General features: G+C 66.5%; 19 protein-coding genes. All 19 read left to right on the forward strand.

Going from position 1 to position 24,314, the window contains the following annotated elements; translation table 11 throughout:
• Positions 1 to 72 precede the first annotated feature (72 nt).
• The 19 genes from ACQY5B_RS16740 (at position 73) to ACQY5B_RS16830 (ending at position 24,310) form a co-directional block, all read left to right on the forward strand.
• A complete protein-coding gene (locus ACQY5B_RS16740) occupies positions 73 to 861 on the forward strand; it encodes an AfsR/SARP family transcriptional regulator (RefSeq protein ID WP_305972046.1) in 789 nt (262 codons plus the stop codon).
• A 236-nt stretch (positions 862 to 1,097) separates the two neighbouring features.
• Entirely contained in the window at positions 1,098 to 1,361 is a 264-nt protein-coding gene (locus tag ACQY5B_RS16745; RefSeq protein WP_305972045.1) for a hypothetical protein, read from the forward strand.
• A gap of 18 nt (positions 1,362 to 1,379) precedes the next feature.
• Positions 1,380 to 2,018, forward strand: a complete 639-nt coding sequence (locus ACQY5B_RS16750; RefSeq protein WP_420328426.1) for a Pvc16 family protein — start codon at positions 1,380 to 1,382, stop codon at positions 2,016 to 2,018.
• Complete coding sequence (locus ACQY5B_RS16755; RefSeq protein ID WP_420328424.1) at positions 2,015 to 2,902, forward strand: hypothetical protein; 888 nt, start codon at positions 2,015 to 2,017, stop codon at positions 2,900 to 2,902. The genes ACQY5B_RS16750 and ACQY5B_RS16755 overlap by 4 nt, the downstream gene beginning before the upstream one ends.
• Before the next feature lie 42 nt (positions 2,903 to 2,944).
• Entirely contained in the window at positions 2,945 to 4,918 is a 1,974-nt protein-coding gene (locus tag ACQY5B_RS16760) for a phage tail sheath family protein (RefSeq protein WP_420328422.1), read from the forward strand.
• A gap of 34 nt (positions 4,919 to 4,952) precedes the next feature.
• A complete protein-coding gene (locus ACQY5B_RS16765) occupies positions 4,953 to 5,408 on the forward strand; it encodes a phage tail protein (protein WP_305972041.1) in 456 nt (151 codons plus the stop codon).
• Between the two features lie 4 nt (positions 5,409 to 5,412).
• Positions 5,413 to 8,241: a hypothetical protein gene (locus ACQY5B_RS16770; protein ID WP_420328420.1), complete on the forward strand. Its 2,829-nt coding sequence runs from the start codon at positions 5,413 to 5,415 to the stop codon at positions 8,239 to 8,241.
• Entirely contained in the window at positions 8,238 to 8,693 is a 456-nt protein-coding gene (locus ACQY5B_RS16775; RefSeq protein ID WP_420328419.1) for a phage tail protein, read from the forward strand. The genes ACQY5B_RS16770 and ACQY5B_RS16775 overlap by 4 nt, the downstream gene beginning before the upstream one ends.
• Positions 8,686 to 9,417, forward strand: a complete 732-nt coding sequence (locus tag ACQY5B_RS16780) for a CIS tube protein (protein ID WP_305972038.1) — start codon at positions 8,686 to 8,688, stop codon at positions 9,415 to 9,417. The genes ACQY5B_RS16775 and ACQY5B_RS16780 overlap by 8 nt, the downstream gene beginning before the upstream one ends.
• Positions 9,417 to 9,602: a hypothetical protein gene (locus tag ACQY5B_RS16785; protein WP_420328417.1), complete on the forward strand. Its 186-nt coding sequence runs from the start codon at positions 9,417 to 9,419 to the stop codon at positions 9,600 to 9,602. The genes ACQY5B_RS16780 and ACQY5B_RS16785 overlap by 1 nt, the downstream gene beginning before the upstream one ends.
• 9 nt (positions 9,603 to 9,611) lie before the next feature.
• Positions 9,612 to 10,691 carry a phage late control D family protein gene (locus ACQY5B_RS16790; protein ID WP_420328416.1) on the forward strand — a complete coding sequence of 360 codons (1,080 nt, stop codon included), beginning with the start codon at positions 9,612 to 9,614 and terminating at the stop codon, positions 10,689 to 10,691.
• Between the two features lie 13 nt (positions 10,692 to 10,704).
• Positions 10,705 to 11,415: a phage baseplate assembly protein V gene (locus ACQY5B_RS16795; RefSeq protein ID WP_420328415.1), complete on the forward strand. Its 711-nt coding sequence runs from the start codon at positions 10,705 to 10,707 to the stop codon at positions 11,413 to 11,415.
• The gene (locus ACQY5B_RS16800; RefSeq protein WP_420328413.1) at positions 11,409 to 13,439 is read left to right on the forward strand and encodes a hypothetical protein; all 2,031 of its coding nucleotides are present in this window, start codon (positions 11,409 to 11,411) and stop codon (positions 13,437 to 13,439) included. Before ACQY5B_RS16795 ends, ACQY5B_RS16800 begins: the two co-directional genes overlap by 7 nt.
• Positions 13,440 to 13,441: 2 nt before the next feature.
• Entirely contained in the window at positions 13,442 to 13,828 is a 387-nt protein-coding gene (locus ACQY5B_RS16805; RefSeq protein ID WP_420328412.1) for a GPW/gp25 family protein, read from the forward strand.
• Between the two features lie 9 nt (positions 13,829 to 13,837).
• Positions 13,838 to 16,057, forward strand: coding sequence for a putative baseplate assembly protein (locus ACQY5B_RS16810; protein WP_420328410.1), 2,220 nt, complete (start codon positions 13,838 to 13,840; stop codon positions 16,055 to 16,057).
• 7 nt (positions 16,058 to 16,064) lie between these two features.
• On the forward strand, positions 16,065 to 18,875 hold the full coding sequence (locus tag ACQY5B_RS16815; RefSeq protein ID WP_420328408.1) for a phage tail protein: 2,811 nt from the start codon (positions 16,065 to 16,067) through the stop codon (positions 18,873 to 18,875).
• A complete protein-coding gene (locus ACQY5B_RS16820) occupies positions 18,872 to 21,067 on the forward strand; it encodes a ComEA family DNA-binding protein (protein ID WP_420328407.1) in 2,196 nt (731 codons plus the stop codon). Before ACQY5B_RS16815 ends, ACQY5B_RS16820 begins: the two co-directional genes overlap by 4 nt.
• 4 nt (positions 21,068 to 21,071) lie before the next feature.
• The gene (locus ACQY5B_RS16825) at positions 21,072 to 22,694 is read left to right on the forward strand and encodes a carboxypeptidase-like regulatory domain-containing protein (protein WP_420328406.1); all 1,623 of its coding nucleotides are present in this window, start codon (positions 21,072 to 21,074) and stop codon (positions 22,692 to 22,694) included.
• Positions 22,694 to 24,310 (forward strand): hypothetical protein, encoded by a 1,617-nt coding sequence (locus ACQY5B_RS16830; protein ID WP_420328405.1) that lies wholly within the window; start codon positions 22,694 to 22,696, stop codon positions 24,308 to 24,310. Before ACQY5B_RS16825 ends, ACQY5B_RS16830 begins: the two co-directional genes overlap by 1 nt.
• The last annotated feature ends 4 nt before the right edge of the window (positions 24,311 to 24,314 follow it).

Raw genomic sequence — 24,314 nt, forward strand, 5'->3', positions numbered from 1 at the left:
GTGATATTATCGCGCTGCGTGCAGAAGGTCTGCGCCACATGCTGCCATTTTCATATTTTTCGGATAATGTTCATGGTCCATGTTCTCACCCTAGGTATTTTTTCGATCCAGTCCGACCGCGAGAATTTGCCGGTCCGGCTTGGACGTGAAGCCAGTGATTTCGCCGCGTTTTTGTTCACCCATCCTCACAAGCTCCTGCGGCGCGAACGGCTGCTCGACATGTTCTGGGGCGAGTTGTCGGAAGGTCGCGCGCGCAAGGCGATGAGTCATGCTCTTTGGCAACTGCGCGCTCGGATCGAGGCCGCGAATCAACCAAAAGGCGACAAACGCATCGAGAGCGATCATACGCATGTCGTTCTCACGCTGGGCGACGAGGATTTCATCGATTGCCAGGCTTTCTCGCAAGGTATCACCGAAGCATTGGACCTCGCCTGCGAAGACAGGGCGATGGCGCAGCTTGATCAGGCGCTTCGCCTGTACAAGGGAGAATTTCTGGAACACCTCAGCGACGCATGGGCCGTCGAGATCAGGGAACGGCTGCAAGCGCTGTACGTGCGTGGCATGACCTGCAAGATCGCAGCCTATGCGCGCCGGTCCCAGTACGAAGAGGCAATCGAATGCTCGCGCAGCGTGCTTGCCGTGGATCCCATCCGGGAGACGATGCAGCGGAACCTGATGCGCCTGCACGTCCTTTCGGGCAACCGGGCACATGCGATCTGCGCATTTCAAAGCTGCGCCGACATGCTACGGCGTGACTACGGCATCGACCCGATGCCAGAGACCATTGCGCTTTACCAGCGTATCCGCAGTGGAGATGTCTTTGGGTCAATCGAGGATGAGCGGCGGCATCTGATAGGCTAGCCGCGCACAAATCCGGTCAGATCCACGACGACGCCGCCGGCCTTGCGCCGGCTTTTTGCTGCGCCAAGCTGCGCCGTGGAAATTTCCGAGAGATCCCTGAGAGAATTGCGCGTCTTCCCGGCAATCACGGTTCGTCACCGCTAAGAAATCTCCGGCGGGTCGTGGCGAAAATTCCGTGACCCCTCTGACATCGGCGCGCGACCGGCGCGAGAGTGCTGCCCTCTAGGCTGCCTGCCATGACCGACGATGAACGCCCTCGCAGTGATCCGATGAGCGACGATCTGGCCCGGCTGGATCTGGACGCCGATGCGGATGCCTTTCTGGTTATCCGGGCCTGGCACGAAACCGATGGCGGGAAATCCTCGGATGAGCACTGGCGAGGGCAGATCAGCCACGGCCAGACCACCAGCAAATTCGTCGGGATCTCCATGCTGTTCGACAGGATCTCGACACTGCTTGCCGGATTGGCGCCGCCAACGCGGCCGGAGGACAGGGAATGACGTGCGCGAGGTGCCCCAATGGCTGATACCCGTGCCATCATGGCGGTCGGCGAAGCGATCGCGAACCTGCTGCGCGCCGCCTACGACCCGGCGGATTTTCCGACTCCTCTGGATTTGACCACGACGACAACCGAGCAGATCCGCAATGGCGCTCCGAATGCCGGAGTGACCCTGTTGATCTATCGGGTCACGCCGTCAGGAACCCATCGCTCCCCCGTCGGGCGCACGGATACGAACGGGCGGCGGTTTCGCACGCAATTGCCGGTTGATGTTCATATCCTGATGACGGTCTGGGGCACCGAACCCACGTTGCAGCACGCGATTGCCGGTTGGGCAATGCGCACGCTGGAAGATACGCCCTTGCTGCCGTCCGCCGCCTTGAACGCCGCCGTTGGTGGGTCTTTCCGCGCCGAAGAGGCAGTCGAGCTTGGCCTTGCGGAACTGTCCAACGAGGACATGTTCCGGATCTGGGAGGTCCTGAACCTCAACATCTACCAGCTTTCGATTCCCTATGTGGCGCGCACGGTGCGCATCGAGTCGGTCGAATACCTGTCCGAGCGCGGAGGCCCGCCAGTGCAGGAGCGACGCCAGGACATCGGCGTTCTGGAGCCCGTCGACGCCTTCAACCCGCCCGCGGACGGGGGGCAAAGGCCATGAACGTGCGCATCCTCGAGAGGCTTTCGACGCATTCTGCCCTGGGCATTCGGTTCTGGGACGAGGATTTCGAGCGCCCGGTCGAGGACGCGGTAATCGCCACCGCCCGGCCTTGGGGGCAACAAAACCGGCGCGCCGTCATCGCGCAGCGCACGTTTTCCGGGGCGCTGGTCTTCCAGGGGCTGCCCGGGATGCGAGGTTTCGAACACGACGGACCGCCGGATGCCAATGCCTCGCCCCCCTCACCGCCGACGCAGCGGTTCCTGATCGAGGTCACGGACACCAAGGCGCGCTATGCGCCGGCTGCCTTCGGGGTCGACCTGCCCCTGCCCTACGATGGACCCTATCTGGGTGCGGTGCTGCCGTCCCCTGCCCCACCGGGCTTCATCCTGATCGGTGGGCCGGATCGCCCGCGCGATCCGTCACTGGCCCGCGTCACCGCGACGCTGGCGCGGGCCGCGACCGGAGAACCCGCCGCCTGGGCGCGGATGATCGTCGTCGATCCCGAAGGCCGGTCCTGGCACGGGATCGCGGGGCCGGACGGCCGTTGTTCTGTACAACTTCCCTGGCCGGTGCTGGCCGAGGTCGTGCCGGGCTCGCCCCCGACGGGGGACGCGTCCTCGCTGCTAAGCCGCAACTGGCCCCTGACCATTACCGTAGAGGCCGCCGCCGCCCCCCTGCCCCCGATCACGGCGAGCGAAATACCCGATTACGGCCAGATCCTGTCCCAGCCAAACGCCCAGATCTGGCCCGAGCCGCCGGACGCCTCACCAACGCCGGTGCCGACCCCGACCACAACCGCAACGCTCCATTTCGGCGAGACGCTCACGCTGCGCAGCGGCGCTCGTGCCTCCCGCCTCTTCGTGGGCCCAGGCCCATCACCTTAACGGAAACGCAAAGAAATCAAGTTTGATCAGGAGGTCTCATCCATGCCCGAATACCTGGCTCCAGGTGTCTTCGTTGAAGAGGTCAGTTTCCGTCAAAAGACCATCGAAGGCGTCAGCACCTCCACCACCGGCTTTGTCGGCCCGGCCCGCTTCGGCCCGACCGAGGGCGAACCGCCGCTCTTGACCAGCTTCTCGGACTTCGAGCGTATCTACGGGGGGCTTGATGCAATCCGCCCGGACGGAACCGAGGTCCCCAACTATCTGGCTCATGCGGTGCGGTCCTATTTTGATGAGGGCGGCAGGCGGCTCTACGTGTCGCGGATCTACAACGAGCCGGCTGCCGACAGCCCGCCAACCCATTCGGGCGGTCGGGCGATCTGGCCGGCGCCCGATGCTTCGCCTGCCAATCCGGGCTTCACGCTGATGGCGCGCCACCCCGGGCGCGCCGGGAACATGCGGGTGCAAGTGACGATGCGGGTTGGTCAGAACGTGCTGGCGACCGGCGCCAACGGGCCAGAGCTGCGCGGCATCCGCCCGTTTGACACGGTGATTGCCGTGAACCTGGCATCGCCACCCCCTGCTTCGCCGGGCACGGTCAACGCCGAATTCTACTGGGCAGACCGCTTTCGCGACGAGAACACGGGGCGCGAAACCTTTCGCTTGCGTCAGGACAGCGCCGGCACCGAGCCCGGCCCGGGTTCGCCATCGTGGGTCGATCTGGCGAACGTCTCGGACGTCCGTCTGGTCACCCTGTCGGTTGCCACTTTGCCGCCCGGACGCTTTGCGGACGAGATGGTGTTTGAACGCGTCGCCTTTCATTCCGAGCATCCGGGCGCGGCAGAGACCGTTTTTGCCCATCACTCCGACAGCCGGGCGACCGAGCTGTTCACGCCGCTGGTGCTGCAGACCACAACCGACAACGGCGCCGCTTTGGCTGCGGCCTTTGCCTCGCTTTCCAATGAGGCCGGGCACTCGCTCTTCGAAGTGCTCTCTGCGACGATCGGCGGATTGCCGATGCCTGCCGAGCTCGAAGCGGCCAATGCATCGCCAGGACGCATACCGGTCGTGCGCCTGCCCACGGACGCCGAACTGACCGCAACGCTGGTGTTGCAGGGCGGTTCGGACGGGGGGCCGCTGGGCAATATCCAGTATCAGGGCGATGAGGACGACCCGAAGTCGGGGCTCGCCGCCTTGGAAGACCTCGAGGATATCTCGATCGTCGCCGCCCCGGGCTCGTCGGCCGATGAAGAGGTCAGCCGCGCGGTCATGGGCAGCCTGATCACCCATTGCGAGCGCATGCGCTATCGGGTGGCGGTGCTGGATGCCGAAGCCGGGATGACACCCGGCGAGGTGCGCGAATTGCGCGGAACGCTCGACAGCACGCGCGCTGCGCTTTACTACCCCTGGGTCACGGTCGACGACCCGCTGGCCATCGGCGCCCCGATGGAGCTGTCGCTGCCGCCGTCCGGCTTCATGGCCGGGATCTACGCGCGCAACGACGTCGAGCGTGGGGTCCACAAGGCGCCCGCAAACGAAGTCGTGCGATCCGCGCTGAACTTCGAGTTCCTGATCAACACCCGCCAGCAGGAGGCGCTGAACCCCGAGGGGATCAACTGTCTGCGCTTCTTCGAGGGGCGGGGGTTCCGGGTTTGGGGCGCGCGCACCGTTTCGTCGGACCCTGAGTGGAAATATCTCAATGTTCGAAGGCATTTCGCCTATCTTGAACGGTCGATCGAACGCGGCACGCAATGGGCGGTGTTCGAACCGAACGGTCACCGGCTCTGGTCCAACGTCCAGCGCACGATCGAGGATTTCCTCTACAACGAATTCGTGTCCGGACGTCTGGCGGGGCGGACCCCGCAGCAGGCCTATTTCGTACGCTGCGACGAAACCACGATGAGCCAGAACGACCGGGACAACGGTCGGCTTGTCTGCCTCATAGGGGTCGCGCCGCTCTACCCGGCCGAGTTCGTCATTTTCCGCATCGGACAGAAGACAGCCGACGCGCGATCCTGATCGTGCGCTCCAGAAGACGTCATAGGAGACAATCATGGCGACAGAACGCGAAGCGCTTCCCTACAGCCAGTTCAACTTTCTCGTCACGATCGGAGACGACCAGCCGGACCGGGCCCAGGCCGGTTTCCAGGAAATCTCCGGGATCGGGATGGAGATCAACGTTGCCGAATATCGCGCGGGCAACACCAACGACAACACGCCGATCAAGGTCACCGGCACCTACAAGGTCCCCGACATCACGCTGAAACGCGGGCTCATGGGCTACCTGGACCTCTACGGCTGGCTCGACAATGTCAGGAACGGCCAGCAGGACGACCTGCGCACGGTGAAGATCGACCTGTTGAGCGAGGATCGCGGCACCGTGGCGATGACCTGGAAGCTCTTGATGGCGCGGCCGATCAAATACACCGGTCCGTCGCTCAACGGCAAGGGCACCGATGTGGCCGTCGAAGAGCTGGTCCTCGCGGCACAGCGGATCGAGGTGAGCTAAGCCGATGAACCTGCCGCTTGCCAGACGCGCCCCCCGACTGCCCGGCGTCTATGTCGAAACCGGGCGTCCCCAGCGTGCGGACGCTTTGCCCCGGATGGACGTGGCAGGCTTTGTCGGCTTTGCGGCGTCGGGGCCGGTGGACGTACCGGTCCCGGTCGAGGATCTGTCGCGCTTCCGCGACATATTCGGGCCGGACGTCGTGTTGGCGCGCGACCTGGAGAGGCAGACCGATCAGACGAGCCTGCTTGGCCCGGCGGTCGAGGCCTTCTTCGCAAATGGCGGAAGGCGGGCTTTCGTGGTGCGGGTCGCAGAGCCGGAAGGGCCGCAAACGCTGTCGCTCGACATTCCGCAACTTGTCGATACATCGCGCAACGGCGCGGTTGCGCTGGCCCGTTCGCCCGGACGCTGGATCGCACCGCTTGGAGCTGACACGCGGCTCGTGCGGCGGAGATTGTTCCCCTTGATGGGGGGAGGGCTTGTGCGGACCAGCGAAGTCCTCTCGATCCGGGTCACCCAGGCCGGCGACGCGCCGGTTCCGGGCGATCTGATTGAAGCAACCTTCAACGACGCCGAATTGCTCGCGCTGCTGGTAGTCGACCGGGTCGAGGGGACCCGGGTCATCGCCCGCGACGACCGGGTCTTCTGGTACCAGCGCCCCGCCTCACCCCCGCCCGAGGGGGCGATTGGCGTGGATGACGACGGGCTCGTGCCCGCACCGGTCGCAACTGTCGATGCGCTCTTTGCGAGCCCGCCGGAGCCGCAACCGGACAGTCTCAGCGTCCTGACCTTTGACCTTGTCCTCTGGGAAGGCGAGAGGATCAGCCACCGTCTGGACGGGCTTGGCTTTGCCGCCGCCCATCCGCGCTATTGGGCGGCCCTGCCCGATGACGCGGCGCATTTTGGTCCCGCATTCGGGCGCCCGGTGCCGAGCCTTTCGCCGGGCCGTGCGCGGTTCCTGTCCGAGGCGTCGGTCCCGCGGTTTCCCTTGGCAGGACCGGTAGCCGACCCGAACGGTGTCTGGTTGCCGCATGCCATGAAAACCTATGTCGACCGCGAACGGTGCGCCTTCGCGACCCTCCCCCCGGGCCCCCGGCTGGAGACGGAGGGGCTGGAGCACTTTTCCAGCGAGATTTTTCTCGACCCGCGCTTTGCGGCGATCCAGACCCATGCGCTGTCCGCCGAGCTTGCGGCGCGTCACTCGATGGAACTGACCGAGGGCGGGCGACCGCTTCGCGGGCTTCATGCGCTTTACCCGGTGGACGAGGTCGCGATGATCGCGCTGCCAGACGCGGGGCATCGCCCCTGGAACCGGCGGCTGGTCGCAGCGCCCGCGCCATTGGGTGCGCCCCGTCTCGGCGTGCTGCCGAATGCGCTGGATGCCTTCGACCGGATCGCGCTCAGTTGGACCCCGGTGCATGGCGCGACGCGCTACAGGGTCGAGCTTTCCCCCGATGACAGCTTCGACCCACCCGAGGTCCACATCGTCGAAGCGCCAGAGGCCTTCGTCCCCCGCGCCCCGGATTGCCCCGCGATTGTCTTCGCCCGTGTGCGCGCCGAAACCGCCAGTGAGATCGGACCCTGGTCGAATGAGCGCGCCTCGATGATCCCCGAGGAAGATTTCGAACCTTGCGCCTACACCGACCCGGACCTGCTGTCGCTTCTGCCAACGCTTGATACCGGCGCGAGCCCCGGCCCGCGTCTGACCTGGACGTTCGAGAGCGGCGCGCCCGCACCCGGCGACGTCTTTGAGGTGCAGACCGGCCAGGCCCCGACTCTCGGGGACGCAAGGACCACTTTGCTGGCCCCCGGCACTGTCGACTTCTTCCCTGCCCCGGCCATCGACCGCCCGAGCTACATGCGGGTGCGCGAGCTCCGGGACGAAGTCCGTGGACCCTGGTCGATCACGCTGCGGCTTGACCCGGACGCGGTTTCCGCCTTCACCGTGGATCCGAAAGAGGAATACGCCACCGTCGGGACCGCGCCCGAAAGCGGCGAAGAGATCCTGACCGCCGTCCACCGCGCCGCGGTCCGGTTTGCGGCGGCGCGCGCCGACGCGGTCGCACTTCTGTCGATGCCGCGCCACTTCCGCGCGGACGAGGCCAAGGCACACCTCGCCCGGCTTTCGCCGCTGTTCGAGGATCTGGAGGGCGATCCCGGCCCCGCCGGTATGCTGCGCGTTCCCGCCCTGCGCTTTGGAGAAGAGACGGCGCTTTCCTATGCTGCGCTGCACCACGGCTGGATTTCGACGGGCGGCGCCTTCCACCCGCCAGATGGCGCCGCTGCGGGGCTGATCGCGCGGCAGGCCAATGGGCCGGGGGTCTGGATCGCCTCCGCGAACTTGCCTGTCACGGATGCGCTGGCCCTCACGCCGCAACTCGAGGACGCGACGCTTGCCGATCTGATCGCTCATCAGATCAATCCGATCCGCGACGATCCCCGAGGCTTTCTTTTCCTGAATGCCGAGACCCTGTCGGCAAGCGCCGAGCTTACCCCCCTGCCCGTGCGCCTTCTCATGATCCTCCTGCGCCGCCTCGCCGTGCGTGAAGGCATGGCCTATACGTTCGAACCAAACTCCCCCGATTTCCGTGCCCAGGTGCAGCGTCGGTTTGAACGCGTGCTCTCGCTGATCCACCAACGCGGCGGATTCGCAGGGGCACGGCCCGTCGAAAGCTTTCGGGTTGTCACCGACAGGAGCGTGAACCCGCCCGGTGCGATCGAGCTTGGGCGCTTTATCGTCGAACTGCGCGTCGCCCCCTCGCGTCCCATGCGGTTTCTGAACGTGCGCCTGCTGCGCACCGGCGCTCGGGATCTGGCCGTGGAGGAGGCGACATGACCACTCTCTTCACCGCCTTCAATTTCAAGGTCCGCCTCGAGCTTGAGGGCGAGGACGGCATCATCTGCGACGGCGCCTTCTCTGAGGTCTCGGGTCTGGAAGCCACGCTGGAGACCGAGACCATCCGCGAAGGCGGCAACAATGCGCGCCAGATCCACCTGGCAGGCGTCACCAGTTATGGCGAGATCACCTTGAAGCGCGGGATGGCCAAGGGGCTTGGTCTCTGGGCCTGGTTCCGCGCGGTGCAGGAGCGCCGCGAAGCGCGCGCCCATGGCGAAATCGCGATGCTGTCGGCTGACCGTGAACGCGAGGTGGTGCGATTCAAGCTGACGGGCTGTTTGCCCGTAAAGCTGAAGGCGCCGGCGTTGAATGCCTCGGACGGGCTGATCGCCATCGAAGAAGCCCAGATCGCCTTTGAAACGCTGGATGCGGAGGAGGTGACCGATGCCTGAGCCGCAAGCCCTGCTGAAAGCCCAGATCCAGCCGGTGACCTGGGACGAACAGCAGACCGTGTCGGAGACCGGCGATCCGATCAGCGTCCAGTTCAACCCCGAAACCCTGAAGGTCGCCTATTCCAACAAGAGCGCAGGCGGCGACCAGCGGGGCGGCTCGGCGATCCAGTTCGTCGGCTCGGGGACGACAAAGCTGACGCTGGACCTTTGGTTCGACGTGACGGCCCCGGCGCCCGATCGCCCGGAATCCGAAGGCGAAACCGTCGACGACGTGCGCCGACTGACCCAGCAGGTGGTGCGTTTCATCCAGCCTGAGCCGAGCGACGAGGAGGGCAAGTTCACGCCGCCCGGAATCCGCTTCCTTTGGGGCACCTTCCTGTTCGAAGGCGTGGTGGACTCGATCAACGAAGAGCTTTTGCTGTTCTCGGAAGATGGCAAACCGCTGCGAGCGAAAATCGCGCTGGCGCTGTCCAAGCAGGAAATCCAGTTCCAGTTCGGCAACCAGGGCGGCGCCGGGCTTGGCGGAACGGGGCGTGGCAGCACGCCACCCACCGCGTCGCAACCCGCCCCCGCCACCCGCGAGGGCGAGAGCGTGCAGGAGGCCGCCGCGCGCGAAGGCCGCCAGGATGACTGGCAGGACATCGCCCGCCAGAACAACATCGACAACCCGCGCAACCTGCCCGCAGGCACGCCGCTTGACCTTAGCCGACCAGGGAGACGCTGATGCCCGTGATCATCAATGACCTCGAGATAATCCTTGAAACCCAGGCCGAGCCCCCCGCCCAGACCGCCAGCGATGGCGGGCCCGGTGCAGAGGCCGATGCGACGGGGCGCGCCATCGCGCCGACCACCCTGGCCCGGGTCGAGACGCATCTGCGTGAACGTGCGGCGCGACTGCGCGGCCACTGAGGACCAATCATGCCCGACCTTGGAACCGTTCCCCTTCTCTACAATGCCCGGCCCAGGCTGACGGTCGACGGCACCGCGCAGCCCGACCTCGACGCCGGACTGATGGCGCTGACCATCGAAGAAGACTTCGACGGCATGGCGCGCTGCGAAGCGACATTCGGGAACTGGGGGACGGCCTCGGGCGGGATCGGGTTCCTGTACTTCGACCGGGCGCTTCTGGACTTCGGCACGCCGCTGCGCATCGCCATCGGCGGCGGCCAGGGCGCGGGTGCGGTGTTTGAAGGGCGGATTTCCGGCATCGAGGGGCGTTTCCCGAAATCGCGCCCTCCCGAGGTGCTGGTCCTGGCCGAAGACCGCCTGCAGGACTTGCGCAAGACACGGCGCACCCGGGTCTTCGAAGAGGCCAGCGCCGAAGACGTCATCCGCGCGGTCGCACAGGATCACGGGCTGACTCCGAACACAGATATCGAAGGTCCGACCATGCCGATCGTGGCGCAGTTGAACCAGTCGGATTTGGCGTTCCTGAGGACCGTTGCGGCAAACGTCGGTGCCGAGATCTGGGTGCGCGGCGACAGCCTTTTTGCGCAATCCCGTGCCAACCGCCCCACCGATCCGATCGTGCTGACCTATGGCCAGGGCCTGCACGAGATGCGGCTGTGCGCCGACCTCGCGCACCAATGCTCGAAACTGGTTGTCGGCGGCTGGGACCCAGGCGCCAAGGAGACCGTGGAAAGCGAAGCGGGGCCAGACAGTCTCTCGGGCGAAAGCGAGGGCGACACCGGCAGCAGCGTCCTGGACGCGGCAATCGGCGAAAAAGTCGAGCGCGTGGTTCACCCTCTGCCGATCAGCACCGCCGAGGGCGACGCGCTTGCGGGCGCCGAATATCGCCGCAGGGCACGCCGCTTCGTCTCCGGCGACGGCATCGCCGAAGGCGACAGCCGGATCTCGGTGGGCTCGGCGCTGACCTTCCAGGGCCTCGGGCCGATGTTCGACGGTGACTTCACGGTCACCTCGGTGCGCCACGTCTTCGACCTGGAACGGGGCTATCAGACCGAATTCTCGGTCGAACGCCCATGGATCGGATCATGAGGGAGCGAACCTGATGTCACCCCTTGACCTTCACCCGCTTGCGGACACCCGGCTGCCCACCGGGCTGGGCGGGCTGTTTTACGGCGTCTATCCGGCAATCGTGACCGATCTTGCCGACGAGGACGGTCAGGGACGGGTGCGGGTGCGCCTGCCCTGGGCGATCGACGCGGACGGCGGGCACGAGGCCTGGGCACGGATGTCGACGCTCTTTGCCGGTCCTGACCGGGGCAGCTGGTTCATGCCGGATGTAGACGACGAGGTGCTCGTTGCCTTCGGCGGAGGAGACCCGCGCCACGCCTTCATCATCGGCGGCCTCTGGAACGGCCAGGACACACCGCACGAGGAAATGGACAGCAGTTCCGAGAACAACATCAAGTCGATCCGCACCCGCAACGGGGTCAAGGTCACGCTCGACGACAGTTCGGGCTCGGAAGAAATGATCCTGGAGACCCCGGCGGGCCAGAAGATCACCCTGCACGACAGCGAGGCAGGGATCACTCTGGAAGACTCCAACGGCAACACGGTGACGATGGAGGCCGCGGGCGTGTCGATCGATGCGTCTTCAAAGGTCTCGATCAGCGCAAGCCAGGTCGAGGTTTCGGCGGGAATGGTCACGGTCGATGCGGGGATGTCGAAATTCTCGGGTGTGGTCAAAGCCGACACGGTGATCTCGAACTCGGTGATCTCATCCTCCTACACGCCAGGGGCGGGCAACATATGGTAGCGCAGGATCGACACGAAAACCTGCGCTGGATGGCGCCTCACCCGATGTGGCTGAACACCTCGCCGGGGTTGAACGGCGAGGCCCGACGCCCGGCGATCCTGCGCTTTGCAAGCGAAGACTTCATGGAAGAACTGGCGGCGCTGACCGCGACGCGGCCAGAAGCTTTGCCAGCCTGGTTGGCGGTGCCCGAGACCTGGCGCGAACCGGCGCCCACGCCTCCGAAAGAGGGCCTGGCGACCGCGGCGCCGTTGTCGGCGGCACGCGCTCGGGCGACGGCGCTGGCGCGCAAGAATGGGCTCGTTGGCGGGGCAGCGGCAAAACCCGTGCCCCAGGTTCAGGCGGATCTGAAACTTTATCAGCCCGCGCAGGACCGGTTCTACATGGTGGCGGCCCAACTCGTCTGCCCGCGCCCGGGGCTGCCGGATCGGACCATCAGTTCTGCCAAGCAAGAGCGCCCCCGCTTCGTCCTGCGCCAATTGGTGCAGAAAGTTGCGAGCGAGGGCGAATTCGACCCCGAAGGCAAGGATGCGAACGGTCTGGACGAAGTCGACGAATACGCCTTCATCCCGCACGGCGAGGACGGCGGCCACTGGCGGCTCCTGGCGCCCGAAGAGCGCGGGCGCCTGATACCGGATGAAGAGCGCCACGGCCTTTTCCCGACCACTTACCACACCGACGGGCGCAGGCGCCGATTGCTGCTGGGCGCCCTGCCGATTGCCCGGCGCGAAACCTATGTCGGCGCCACCCGGTCAAACGAGACGCCCGATCCTGAAATCACCCTGGATGAGTCCCCGCAGGACCCTGTTGCGCTGCTCTGGCATGCAGAGGTGACCGCCCCCTGGACCGTGCTGATTGACCAGGCTGCCATTGTGCAGGAGCAGATCGCGGATCGCCCCGGCGAACCCAGTATGTCCATAGCCAGCGACGGCCACCCGGAGCGGTACGCCGCTGCCGAGAAACTGCTGTTCGATTATCGCGCGGGGGCGGTCCAGATTGGCTGGCTGATCCTCGCGGATGCGCGGCGCTTCCTGCAAAGTCACCTGCCGGTGCTTTGGGACGATCTGCAGGGGCTACCAACTCCGCGCAGCCTGACCGCTCCCGAAACCATGGTGAAGGGCCTCTTGCAGAGCATCACGATCCACAACCTGCTGGTCAGCGAGATCGGTACCGAGCACGGCGGTTCCTCCGGCCCGGTCAAGGCCGGTTTCGTCGAGGCGCTGCTGGCGCTCAGCGATGACGATGTCCTGGAGCTTGAAAAAGCTGCGACACCATTCGACTGGGATAACCCGCCGAGCCGCCCCGCGTTCCTCTGGATCCCGGCACACCCGCCGGTCAACCCCTCCGCGGTGACAGCCACGGACACCTGGAACAACTGGCCAAGTCGCGCGGGCACATCGAGCGAGACGGTGGCAGAGCTTCAGGCTCTGATCGAGGTCGCGCTGGTCGAAAACGCCGCGACCGAAGGCCGGGCTGGCCCGGTCCCCGATTTGCGCCCGCCCCGCGACGTCAGCCGTCGCGAGGACACTTGGTTCACGGTGCGCTGCGTCTTCGAGAGGCCCAATTGTGTGGGCTTTGCCGCCCCGGTGGTCTCGGCACCGACGGCGCCGTTCCAGATGGCGTCCTTCTTCGACCCCGATGCACCCGCGCGCGACATCAGGATCCCCATGCCGATTGATCTCTCGCCCGCGGGGCTTCGGAAATTCCGCAAGAGCGCGGGGTTTGCCGTTTCCGACATGTTCTGCGGAGAAACGAACCGCTTCAAGAAGGTGACACTCGGCGATCTGATCCGATCGGTCCTGCCCTGGCCGCTGCACAAGGACCTGCCCTCGGCAGACAGTGCGGCCTGCAAGACCGCCGGGGGGAGCGCATTCGGGCTGATGATTTCGCTGTCGATCCCGATCGTCACGATCTGTGCGTTCATCCTGATGATGATCATGGTCACGCTGCTGGACATGATCTTCAAGTGGCTGCCGTACCTCATGACCGTGATCCCCATCCGACTCAGGAAGGGGGCCAAGGAATGAGCATGGGTGACAAGAGCCTGGGTCGCGGATTCGCCTTTCCCCCGGGGATCGGGCCGGATGGTCGTTGGGCCTGGTCGACGGGCGTCGACAACATCCACCAGTCGATCGAGCTGATCCTGAGAACCGATCGAGGCGAGCGCCTTATGCGCCCGGCTTTCGGCGGCGGGCTGTCCCGCTTCCTGTTCCAGCCCAACACAGCCGCCACGCACCGGCTGATCGAGGAGGTCGTTACCCAGTCGCTCGGCCGGTTCGAGCCCCGCATACGCCTCCAGTCCGTCGATGTCGGACCGGACCCCGATGAAGCCGACGCGGCGCGCGCCCTGGTGCGCTACCGCGTCATCCGCACCGGCGCCGCGGACAGCGTCGCCCTGCGTGTCCAACTGAGGTGATCAAAGGCCATGCCCCTGCCACCGCCTGCAATCGACACCCGCACCTGGCGCGAGCTGATGGAAGAGGCCCTGCGCCGCAACGCGGTGCACACGCCCGAATGGACCAACCAGTCGGACGCCGATCCGGGCGTCACGCTGTTGCAGCTCTTCGCCTATATGAGCGAGAGCATCATCTACCGCACAAACGCGATCCCCGAGCGCAACCGCCGCGCCTTCCTGCGTCTTCTGGGGCTTGCCCTGCGCCCGGCAGGAGTGGCCCGGGGGCTCGTGGCTTTCGAGAAATCCTCGGGCGCGGTCGAGGCACAGACGCTTGTCGCAGGCGCCGACCTGCGCGCCGGGCAGACGCCATTCAAGGTCACGCGCGGGCTCGATGTGCTGCCGGTCGTTGCCTCGGTCTTTTACAAGCGCCGCCTGGCGGGGGGCGCCCTTGAAAACGCGCGCGAGTCCTACGGTGCTCTTTATGCCAGCTTCACCGATCCTCCAGGGAGTGCGGCAGCGGTGAACGCGCTTGATTTCTACAAGACCGTGGAATTCGAACCACCGCACCCGGGCGACATCGGACCCGGTCTGGACGTCGGGGCAGAGACGATCGACGGCCTCTGGATCGCGCTGTTCGCGCAGCGTGAGAACAAGGTCGCGGAGGCAAGGGACGCGTTGCGCGGCAAATCTCTGAGCCTTGGAGTGATGCCGGCGCTGGACGAAGAAGGGCTGTCGCATCTGCCGATCGACAGCGATCCCGAAACCCTGCGTGCGCTGGTCGTTGAAACGCCGAATCCCGCTGCCCCCGGCGAAGGCGCCAATTACCGCGCGCTCACCGCCACGCCGGATGCGAACCCGCTGACGATGCCCGCGCTTCTCGAGGTCTCGCTTGGGGATGCGGAACTCACCACCTGGGACAATCTCGAACCGCTGGAACCCGGCACCGGGGCCTACCCGCCGGATCTCGAGGACGACCCGCGGGCCGCGCGGCTGGTCTCCTGGCTTCGTGTTCGGCTGAGGAACGACGGGAATGCCGTGGCGGCGGGCGGGCAGATGTCCTTCAAACTGTCCTGGATCGGGATCAACGCCAGCCGCGTGGAGCAACGCGCGCATGTCACCGGAGAACTCCTGGGTCGGGGCAACGGCGCTCCGGACCAGGTCGCGCGGCTGACCAGCACGCCGGTCATCGCCGACAGCCTGGAGCTGCGCATCAACGGCCAGCTTTGGCAGCCGATCGACGATATCCTCGCGGCCCCCGCCGAGGCGGGGGCGCGCGGCGGCGACAGCGAGGCCGATGGGACCGAGGCGATGGTCTATGCGCTCGACCCCGCCACGGGCGAGATCGCCTTTGGAGATGGTCTGCACGGTGCGCGCCCTGCCCAGGGCGCGGTGATCCTGGCAAGCTACGATCACGGCGGCGGGCCCGCGGGGCTCGTCAGCATCGGAGCGATCAAGTCCGGATCCGGGCTGCCGAGCGGGCTGAAGGTTACCAATCCGGTTCCGACCTGGGGCGGCAGCGCGGGCGAAACCGTCGCCGAGGCAGAGCGCCGCGCACCCACTGTCCTGGCCAACCGCGACCGCCTGGTGACCGAAGAGGATTATTCGACCATCGCCGCCGGAACGCCCGGGGTCGACATGGGCCGGGTCGAGGTTCTGGGGCTGGTGCGCCCCGCGAACCCGGCGCTTGTCGCGCCGGGTGCCGTCACGGTCATGGTGATCCCCGCCAACGATGCGCTGACCCCGCGCGCGCCCAACCCCGATCGACTGTTCCTGCAGGCGGTTTGCGAGCACATGGCCCCGCGCCGCCTGATAACGACCGAGCTTCACGTTCACGGCCCGGTCTACGTCGATGTCTGGGTCTCGATCTCGATCGAAGTGACGCCCGGGCGCGACACACCAACGGTGCGCAACGCGGTCACCGCCGCCATCGAGACTTTCCTCTCGGCGCTCGAAGGCGGCTTTGCGGGGCGCGGCTGGCCGTTGGAAACCGCCGTGGACCCGGCCGAAATCCTGGTGCAGGCGGCGCAGGCCGAGGGCGTGCGCCGGGTCGATCAACTGATCGTCGGAGGTGCTTCGGGCCCCTTCACCACGCCCATGGCCCTGAGCGGACTGGAACTGCCGCGCCTCGCGGGCGTGTCGGTGGTCGCCGGAGGAGACCCGATCCCGCTTGATGAGCTACAGGGCCAGGCCCCGCCAGTCGATACGGTTGTCGCGGCGACGCCGGTGCCCGTGATCCCGGACGAATGCTGAGGGCGACATGAAAGACGCAAACGGCACCTCCTTTCATCTGATGCTCGGGCGCCGGGACTGGCAGGCCGCGCTCACCCACGAGGCGCCGTCCTCGGTCATCTGGGACCAGACCGCGGGCGCCGCAGTTCTGCGCCCCGAGGCCAAGCACTTCCCACCGCGCGTGGGTGCGGTACGCCTGTCCCCGGAGGACCGGCGTGGGGCGGATCGCGACGGTTTCGGAAATTGGTATTGGATCACCGAGGACCGGCGCGGGATCCGGACCTGGAGGATTGGTGGCAGCGCCGCAGATTTCTTCGACGCAAGCACGCTGGAGCAAACCGTCTGCCCGCCGAAGGACGGCAGCTTTGCAGATAGCGCCCCGCCCGAGCCTGCCTTCGCCGATCTGACGCTCTCGGGCCTGTCGGTCAGCTGCCGCCATTTCCTGCTGGTCGGTACGCTCTCCCCGAACGGTTTCCTTCTGTTCGACCTCCACAGTGGCGGCACGCCGACGTTCCAGCCCTGGAGCACCCCGGCAGAGATCGCGGTGCGAGACCTTGCGCGGGCGCACGACGGCGGGACCTGGATCCTCGACCGAACGGGACCAGCGGATGCCGGGCGGGTCTGGAAGCTCGACGAGCGTTTCTGCCTTGAAGGTTTCGCCGGGACCACCGCGCTCCCCCTGCCGGCACCGCCCGACTTCACCCCCGAAGGCGCGCCGCCCGAGCCCGTCGTCGCTTCGGAATTCCCCAGGGCGCTGGATCTCGGTGCATCTGGCCCCACGGGCGTGCCCGGCGCCGCCGCCCCGGTTTCGGTTGCCAGCCTGCCGGACGAGACGTTTCTGATCCTCGACGCGCCCGAGGGCGTGCCCTCGCGCATCATCCGCTATTCGCCCGATGGTCCGGCGGCCGAGGTCACGCTGGACCAGGACAAGCTGAGGGAGTTCGAAGACCCGCCGCTCGCCTACCGAGGTCACGACATCGCCTTTGTCGCCAATTTCAAGGCCCCCCCGGGCCGTCTCGAGGGTGCCCTGCTGATCGTCGATGACCACGGGGACCAGGCGCTGCACTTCGACCTCACGGCGGATAGTTGGGCGCCCGAGGCGCCCGCGGTGTCCGAGCTATCGCTAACGCTTGCCCCCGATTACCTGCCGATGCGCCATTTCGCGGGCCGGGCCCTGGTCGAGGCGGGGGGCAAGACCCACTACGACCTTGGCGAGACCTGGATCGCGCTGGCCCCACACCCGCGTCAGAACAGGGTGACCGAGGGGACGATCCGGCCCGCCGTCTTCGATTCAGGCCAACCCGGGACCGTTTGGCACCGGATCATCTTCGACGGCTGCGTGGCGCCGGGAACCTCGGTGACGCTTTCGGTGCGGGCCGCCGATAGCCCGGACGCGCTTCTCGGGACCGAGTGGTCGGTCCTGCCCCGCCCCTACAAGCGCGGCGACGGGGCCGAGACCCCGCATTGGAGCCCCTTCCCCGATGCCGACCCCGAAAGCGCGGCGGGCAGCTATGAAACGCTGATCCAGTCGGCAGAGGGCCGTTTCCTGCAACTGGGGATCGACCTCACCGGCAACGGCAGCACCACGCCGCGCCTGCGCGCGCTGCGCATCTACATGCCCCGGTTCAGCTATCTCGACCGTTACCTGCCCGCGGTCTACCGCGAGGACGAAGTCTCGGGCGATTTCCTGGAACGCTTCCTGGCCAACGTCGAGGGGCTCTTCACCTCGATGGAGGACCGGGTCGCCACGGCGCATGGTCTCTGGGATACGCGGATTGCACCGCCAGAGGCGCTGGACTGGCTTGCAACCTGGATGGGTGCGGCACTGGAGACCGACTGGGACGACGCGCGGAGGCGTCTCTTCATCGACCATGTCGAGCTTCTGTTTCGCTGGCGGGGCACGCCCGCCGGGCTGAAGGCAATGATCGACATCGCGACGGATCCCTGCCCGGACGAATCCCTCTTCGACGGGCTGAAGAGCGGAAACCCGCCCGAGCCCGACGGCGCGCGGCAGGGGGTGCGGCTGTCAGAGACCCATGCGCTGCGCGCTTTCAGGAGCGTAACGCCAGACCCCGTGGAGACGCTGGTGGGCTGGACCTACGAGGACGGCGCCGAGGCGTTGCACCAGGCTTTCGCGGCCTTCGCCCTCGACCGGCGCGGGGCGACGGTGGCCGAGCTGTCGACGATTTGGGGCGAAAGCCCGGCGTTGCAGTCGCAAAACGACATCCGCTTTGCACCTCTGGTGCCCGCCAACCCCGCCAAGGCCGAGGATTGGCGGGCCTTTGCCGCCGGTCCGATCGGGTTCACCTATGCGGCGGCCACGGCGGCCGACACGATCCATTGGCAAGCCTACCTGACCCGCCGCCATGGCGCGCCGGATCGCGTCGCGGCAGCCCATGGGCTGACCAGCGCCGACCCTCATCCCCTGTCCCTTCCCGCAAGCCTGCCCCCGGGGGGACCTCGGCTCGAAGACTGGATCGCCTTCGTCTCGGCCATCCTGCCGGTCGAGCGCGACGCGCATCGTTTCACCGTACTGGCCCCGGTTTACCCGGGCGAAGACCGCCAGCGTCGCGACGACCGCATCGGGCAGATCGCCCGCGTGGTCGAGCGCGAGCGCCCGCTTCACACCGCATACGAGGTGCGCCCCTACTGGGCGCTCTTCCAAACCGGCTCGGCCCGACTGGGCCTCGATACCGCGTTGAGCGACGGCGCGCGGTTCACGGCGATCGAACTCGGTCGCAGCGCGCTCAGCGAGGGTTTCATCGGCTACGGCCACCCATTTGCCGTTCGGGACCGCACCGTGGTCGGACGCGACGCAGCAGGAGAGGTAAGACTATGACTTGCGAAACAGGATGCGGATGCCACGGCGCCTGTACGCCTTCTCTGACGCTCGATCCGCACAAGCGGGTGCACTACTCTCAAGGCCAGGTGCTGGGCGTGGATGAGTTCGTGCAGGAGGAGTACTACTTCCTCGAAGGCGCGCGCAGGCACCACCGGACCTTGCACGGCTATGGCACGGTCTGCGGTCTTGGGGTGTCGGCATCGGACAAGGGCAACGAGGTCGAGATCCGGGTCGCGCCCGGCCACGGCATCGACACCCACGGCCGCGAGTTGCACGTCACCACCGCGCAATGCGCAAGCCTTGACGCCTGGATCGCGGGCCAGGCGGCCAGTTCGCCGCCTCTTGCCCTGCCCTCACCGGCCGAGCTCGATGTCTGGGTCGTGCTCTGCTACCGCGAATGCCTGACCGATCAGGAACCGATCCCGAGCGGCCCTTGCCGCACCCCTGAGGAATCGATGACGCCCACGCGTGTCACCGAGAGCTTCTCTATCCGTTTTGACCTGCAGCGCCCCGATATGGCGCGCTTCGATGCGATCCGCGCCTTTGCTGCGCTGATCGGGCGGCTGGATCCCATGCCTGGCGGCTCTCCCGCGATGTCGATCGACGATTTCCTGGACGAAGTCGAAGCGATCGGGACCTCCACGGGCTCGCCCCCGAGCCCCGCCTCTCCGGCAACCGGGCCGATCGAGGTGCCCGAGGACCAGATGGGGGAGTACCTTGCGGCAGCTTTCCACGCCTGGGTCACGGTGGTGCGGCCCGCGCTTCTGCCGGATGGCACCAATTGCGCGGGCAGCCCGGGTGGCGATGGCTGCATCGCCCTGGCTCGGCTTCGGGTGCCGGTAACGGACGCGGGCGGCGGCGCGGTCGCGCTTGACGGCAACGCGGCGGCGATCACCGTGGAGGATGTCGACCGTCCGCTGCTCCTGTCGACCCAGCTGATCCAGGAATTGCTGATCCCCGCTTCGGATGACGGCGGTGTGATCGACCATGACGCTCTCAACGGGTTGGCGGATGACGACCACCTTCAATACCTCCTGATCCAGCCACGCACCGGGGCCGGGCCAAGCACCCTGGTCGAGCATCTCTCGGGCAATGGCACGTTCAGACTGCAAGACATTCCACAGGCCGCCGTGCCAGGCGACGCGATGCCATGGGGCCAGGGCGCCGGCGGCGACCTGACCGACAACTACCCGAACCCCACCGTCAAAGGACTGCACGGGCTCGACATCCCGGCCCCGGACGACACTGGTGCAAACGATGGCATGCACCTGACCGTCGAAAACAATGGGACCCAACTGGTATGGGCCGCAGCCGCGCCCCCAGCCCCCGGAGACGGGGCCGGCGAGGAAAACCTGGTACGCCTTCAGGCGCTGTCCTGGCTGCATGGGGGGGCAAGCGACCTTCGGTTCGACCTGCAGTTCCTGGGGGGCGCCGTCGAAACCCTTCCGGGAATCGCGGTGGCCTTCTGGAACGAACAGGTCGGGGATTCCGTGGTCGAGCTTGGCGTCGATGGTGAGAGAAATCTGGATCTCGGTTCGCTCGACGCCAACAGTTTCCGGATCTACGCGGAGGTTCCCGACGATCGCCTTGGCGCGTCTTTCGCAGAAACCCAACCAAGGGCAAGGCTTCGTCTGCCCCCGGTCGCCCTGATCCCGATCAAACCCGACGTTGCAGTTGGACAGACCCTGTTCGGCTCGGGCTCGCAAATGGACACGAACCTTGCGCCGGGCGCCTTCCTGCGCATCGACGACAACACGCATGCCGAGATCGTGGATCGACAGCTCAAGATCTGGGTCGAGCTGGACGGCGATCATGTCCGGGCTTTCACCGACAGTGTGGACCCCGACATTACGCGTGCTGTGGATACGGAATTCCTGCGCTCGCGCCTGCCAACGGGGGATCGCCCGGAAGGCGCGAAACGCGGCACGCAAGGGGGGCTGTTCTCGAGCTGGATCAACTTCGCCGACACCGACGGCATTTCCGCCGGGTGGGTCAACGTAAACGAAGCGGACGCCAGCGTTCTGAGCGCGCTCGGGATCGCGAACACTTCCATCGAAGCCTTCCTGCAGCGGCGACGTGCGCTCGGACGGTTCTCCACCTTCGACGAGATCAACGCGATCAACGGGATCAGCGACCGCGCGCGCCGCGTGCTGACCAACCCCGATCACATCATCCTGGGAGCGAGGTAGCGCGATGGCCATCGAACTCGAACAAGCTGTCTTGGATGGCGGCCGGCGTTTCGTCAACTTCTTCGAGGGCCGTATCCTGACAGGCCGCGACCTGCGTGACGAACAGGGCGCCGCGCGACAGGGGCGCACCGCGCTTGGGCGCGCGATCGGTCACGGCATCGTCGAAGGGCTTGAAGTGCGCGATGTCACCCCCTCTGGCGCAGGACAAGTCGCGACGGTCGAAGTCACCGCCGGGTTGGCGGTCAGTCGCACCGGCCAGACGCTGGATCTGGCAGAGACACGCAGCGTGCGCCTGAGTGTCCTGGACGAGGACAGCCCGAACCGGGATGCCGGAGCCTTTGACATCTGCCTCGATCAACCCCCGCCGTCAGAGTCGTCGACGGCGGAAGGCTTTCACATCCTGACCCTGACCACGGCCTCGGGATACGAGGAGGAAGCTCCGAAATCAGGGCTGGAGGACGGCGGGATCGCAGCGGGGTGCGGGCGGCGCTACGCCACGCTCGGTCTGCAGTTCCGCCTGGTCCGCTTTGACCCCGCGTTGATCGCAGGGGACATGGGGGGCGCCGAGATCGGAAATCTCGCGCTTGGATCGAGCGACCAGCAAAGCTCGCGCCTGCGAAACCGTGTTGCGCATCTCGGGCTTGGCACGGCGCCACGCGCGCCTTTCCCCCTGGACCCGTTCGCCGAGACGCCCTCTGGCGCTTCGGCCTGGGCGGACTGGGAACTGGAAACCACTCTTGGTCAGGGCAGCCCGCCGAAACTCATGTCTTGCGAGGTTCCGCTGGCGGTGCTGCGCCTGCAGGGCGGGCAGATCACCTTTGTCGACATGTGGTCAGTGCGCCGCCGCCCTCGCACGGACGCGCGTGCCAGCGATTGGCCTCTGATCGCGGCCAATGCGCGACACGCGAGCGACGCGGCCACCCTCTTCCAGTTTCAGGAACAGCTCGACTGGCTCTTTGACGGGATCACGGTCCCGCCCAGCACGGCGGCGGTGGACTACTTCGATATCCTGCCACCGGTCGGCTTCCTTCCGATGCCCTCGGCCAGCACATTCCTGCCCGCCGCACCACCCCCGGTCGACATCGCGCCCGGGCGGCTGATCCCCCTTGTGGAAGAGGCGATGCGCTACCCGGCGGTGGACCTCAGCGCCTCGCCGGCACCGGGGTTCGTGATCTATCGCGTCGATCCCTCTGCGGACTGGCTCTTGTTCGTCTCCGACATCGTACCATCGCCCGAGCTGGAAGCGATCAAATGCGCCGAGCTCGAAGACAGGATCGAGGAACTCGAGGACATCCTGGACACGCCCGGAACGATCACGGGTACGGTCGCCATAATCTACCTCTTCGGCACCGGCCCAATAGAGCAGGTGGTCCCCGGCGCAATCGTGACGGCAACCCTGACCGGATCCCCAGCCGGATCCCCGGCAGACACCTTTGCCGCGACCACCGACGCGAACGGCGAGTACATTCTGACCCTGCCCCCCGGAGACTACGAGTTTGTCGTCTCCTTCCCCGGATCGGCGCAGAACTTCGCAAGCAGCATGGTCACGGTTGAACGGGCCACGCCTGCGACGGTGGATTTCAAGCGCAACATCGGGAACTTCATGACGATGATCCTGAACACGTAATGACCGAGCTGACACTAGATAAGGTGCATTTGCACGCAGGCCGGGCGGCGGCTCCAAAGCGCCGGGCGCTGAGGCGGCTCGAACGTGCCTCCCCCACCCAGCCCGGGGCGCCCTCCGAGGTCCTGATCCTGCGCCGTCTTGCGGATCCTGCACCGGGTGCGCTTGGCCGCGCTCTGGGCGAAAACGGGCTGGGGGATTGGGACCGGGCGCTGACCGGGGCGCTTGAAAGGGCCCGGGCGCGGGCACTCAGACCCACCCCCGGGGCATCGCTGTCCAATGCCGAAGCGGTTGTCTTCGCCGATGAGGCGGAAATGTACGCCTGCCTGGTCGAATGCCTTGCAGGCACCGCAGAGCAGGCTTGGTGGACGCAGGCGCTCTTGCGCCGGGTTCCGCCGGGATCTGGCCCCGAGGCGGTGCTGCGCCAGCAGATCCACCTGCTGCCCGCGATCACCGAGGTGCTGGTCTGGCGCAATAGCGCAAGCAGCGTTTTCTCGGCCCTGCCGCCCGCGGCGGCGGAGGCACTGGCCCGCGACCTCGGGCCATTTGGTGCGGGGCGCCACTCAGGGCCTTCGGCCAATGACCAGCCCGTTGACACGGGCGATCCAGCAGATGACTGCGGCGACAACCCCATAGCCGTGGACGCCCCGCCCGCCTTGAAAAATTCACTCGCCACGCTGTCGCCCCCCCAGGCACGGCTTTTGGCAATCGGGTGGGTGCGCCGCAAACGCCCCAACCTTGCGGGAGCTCTGCTGACCGAAGCGGCCGAAACCTTGATGCGCACCACCCGTGGACACCGTGTTCCCGACGAACCGGCCACAACACGCAAGATGGATCAATCGCAGAGCATCCAGGATAGGTTTCACAGGGGTGCCTTGCCCACCCCCGATGGTTCCGATCCCCAGTCTCGCGACCTTGACGCCGAAATCGGAACGGACGGCGCCGAACACACCGATCAAGGCGGCAGGTCTTCGAAAGATCCGCCATCCTTGGAACCCGCCCCGCCCCTTGCAGGCGCGCCCTTGGCACAGTCACCGGACCCCGCGGTCAGCCCCGGGCCAGAGACGACGCAAAACAGCACGCCCGCAACCGAAGCGGAAACCGCGCCGGTCACAGACCTTGGCGGGATTTTCTTCCTGATCAACGTCTTCTCGACCGATTTTGCCCTGCGGGCCAGGTCCTTTGCCAAAGCACTGAAAATGTCCAAACAACCAGAGTACGGCCCTTGGTCACGGCTCGAAAGACTGGCGCGGGCGACGTTGGAAGAGACCGCCCCCCATGTCGACCCGATCTGGGGGCTTCTTGCGACGCTCGACGGACGCCCGGTCGACACACCGGCCCATCCTGCCGAACTCGACCGGATCGCGGCCCAAGAACTATGCGCCTGGCTCGGCCGTGTGGCCTGGGGTCCGGACGGGCCATCCGAGGGACAAAGCCCGGCAGGCCTCCTTCGTCGTCGCGCCCGGATCTTCGTGGCGCCTATGCACATCGATGTGGTCTTTCCTGCTTCCGCCCAGAGTCTGCCGGTGCGTCGGGCCGGGCTCGATCTTGATCCCGGCTGGCACCCTGCCTTCGGCCGCATCGTCGCCTTTCACTACCGCGAACATGAGGTGATCTGATGAG

The organism is Antarctobacter sp. (assembly GCF_965277915.1).
In the GTDB taxonomy this organism is placed as follows: Bacteria; Pseudomonadota; Alphaproteobacteria; order Rhodobacterales; family Rhodobacteraceae; genus Antarctobacter.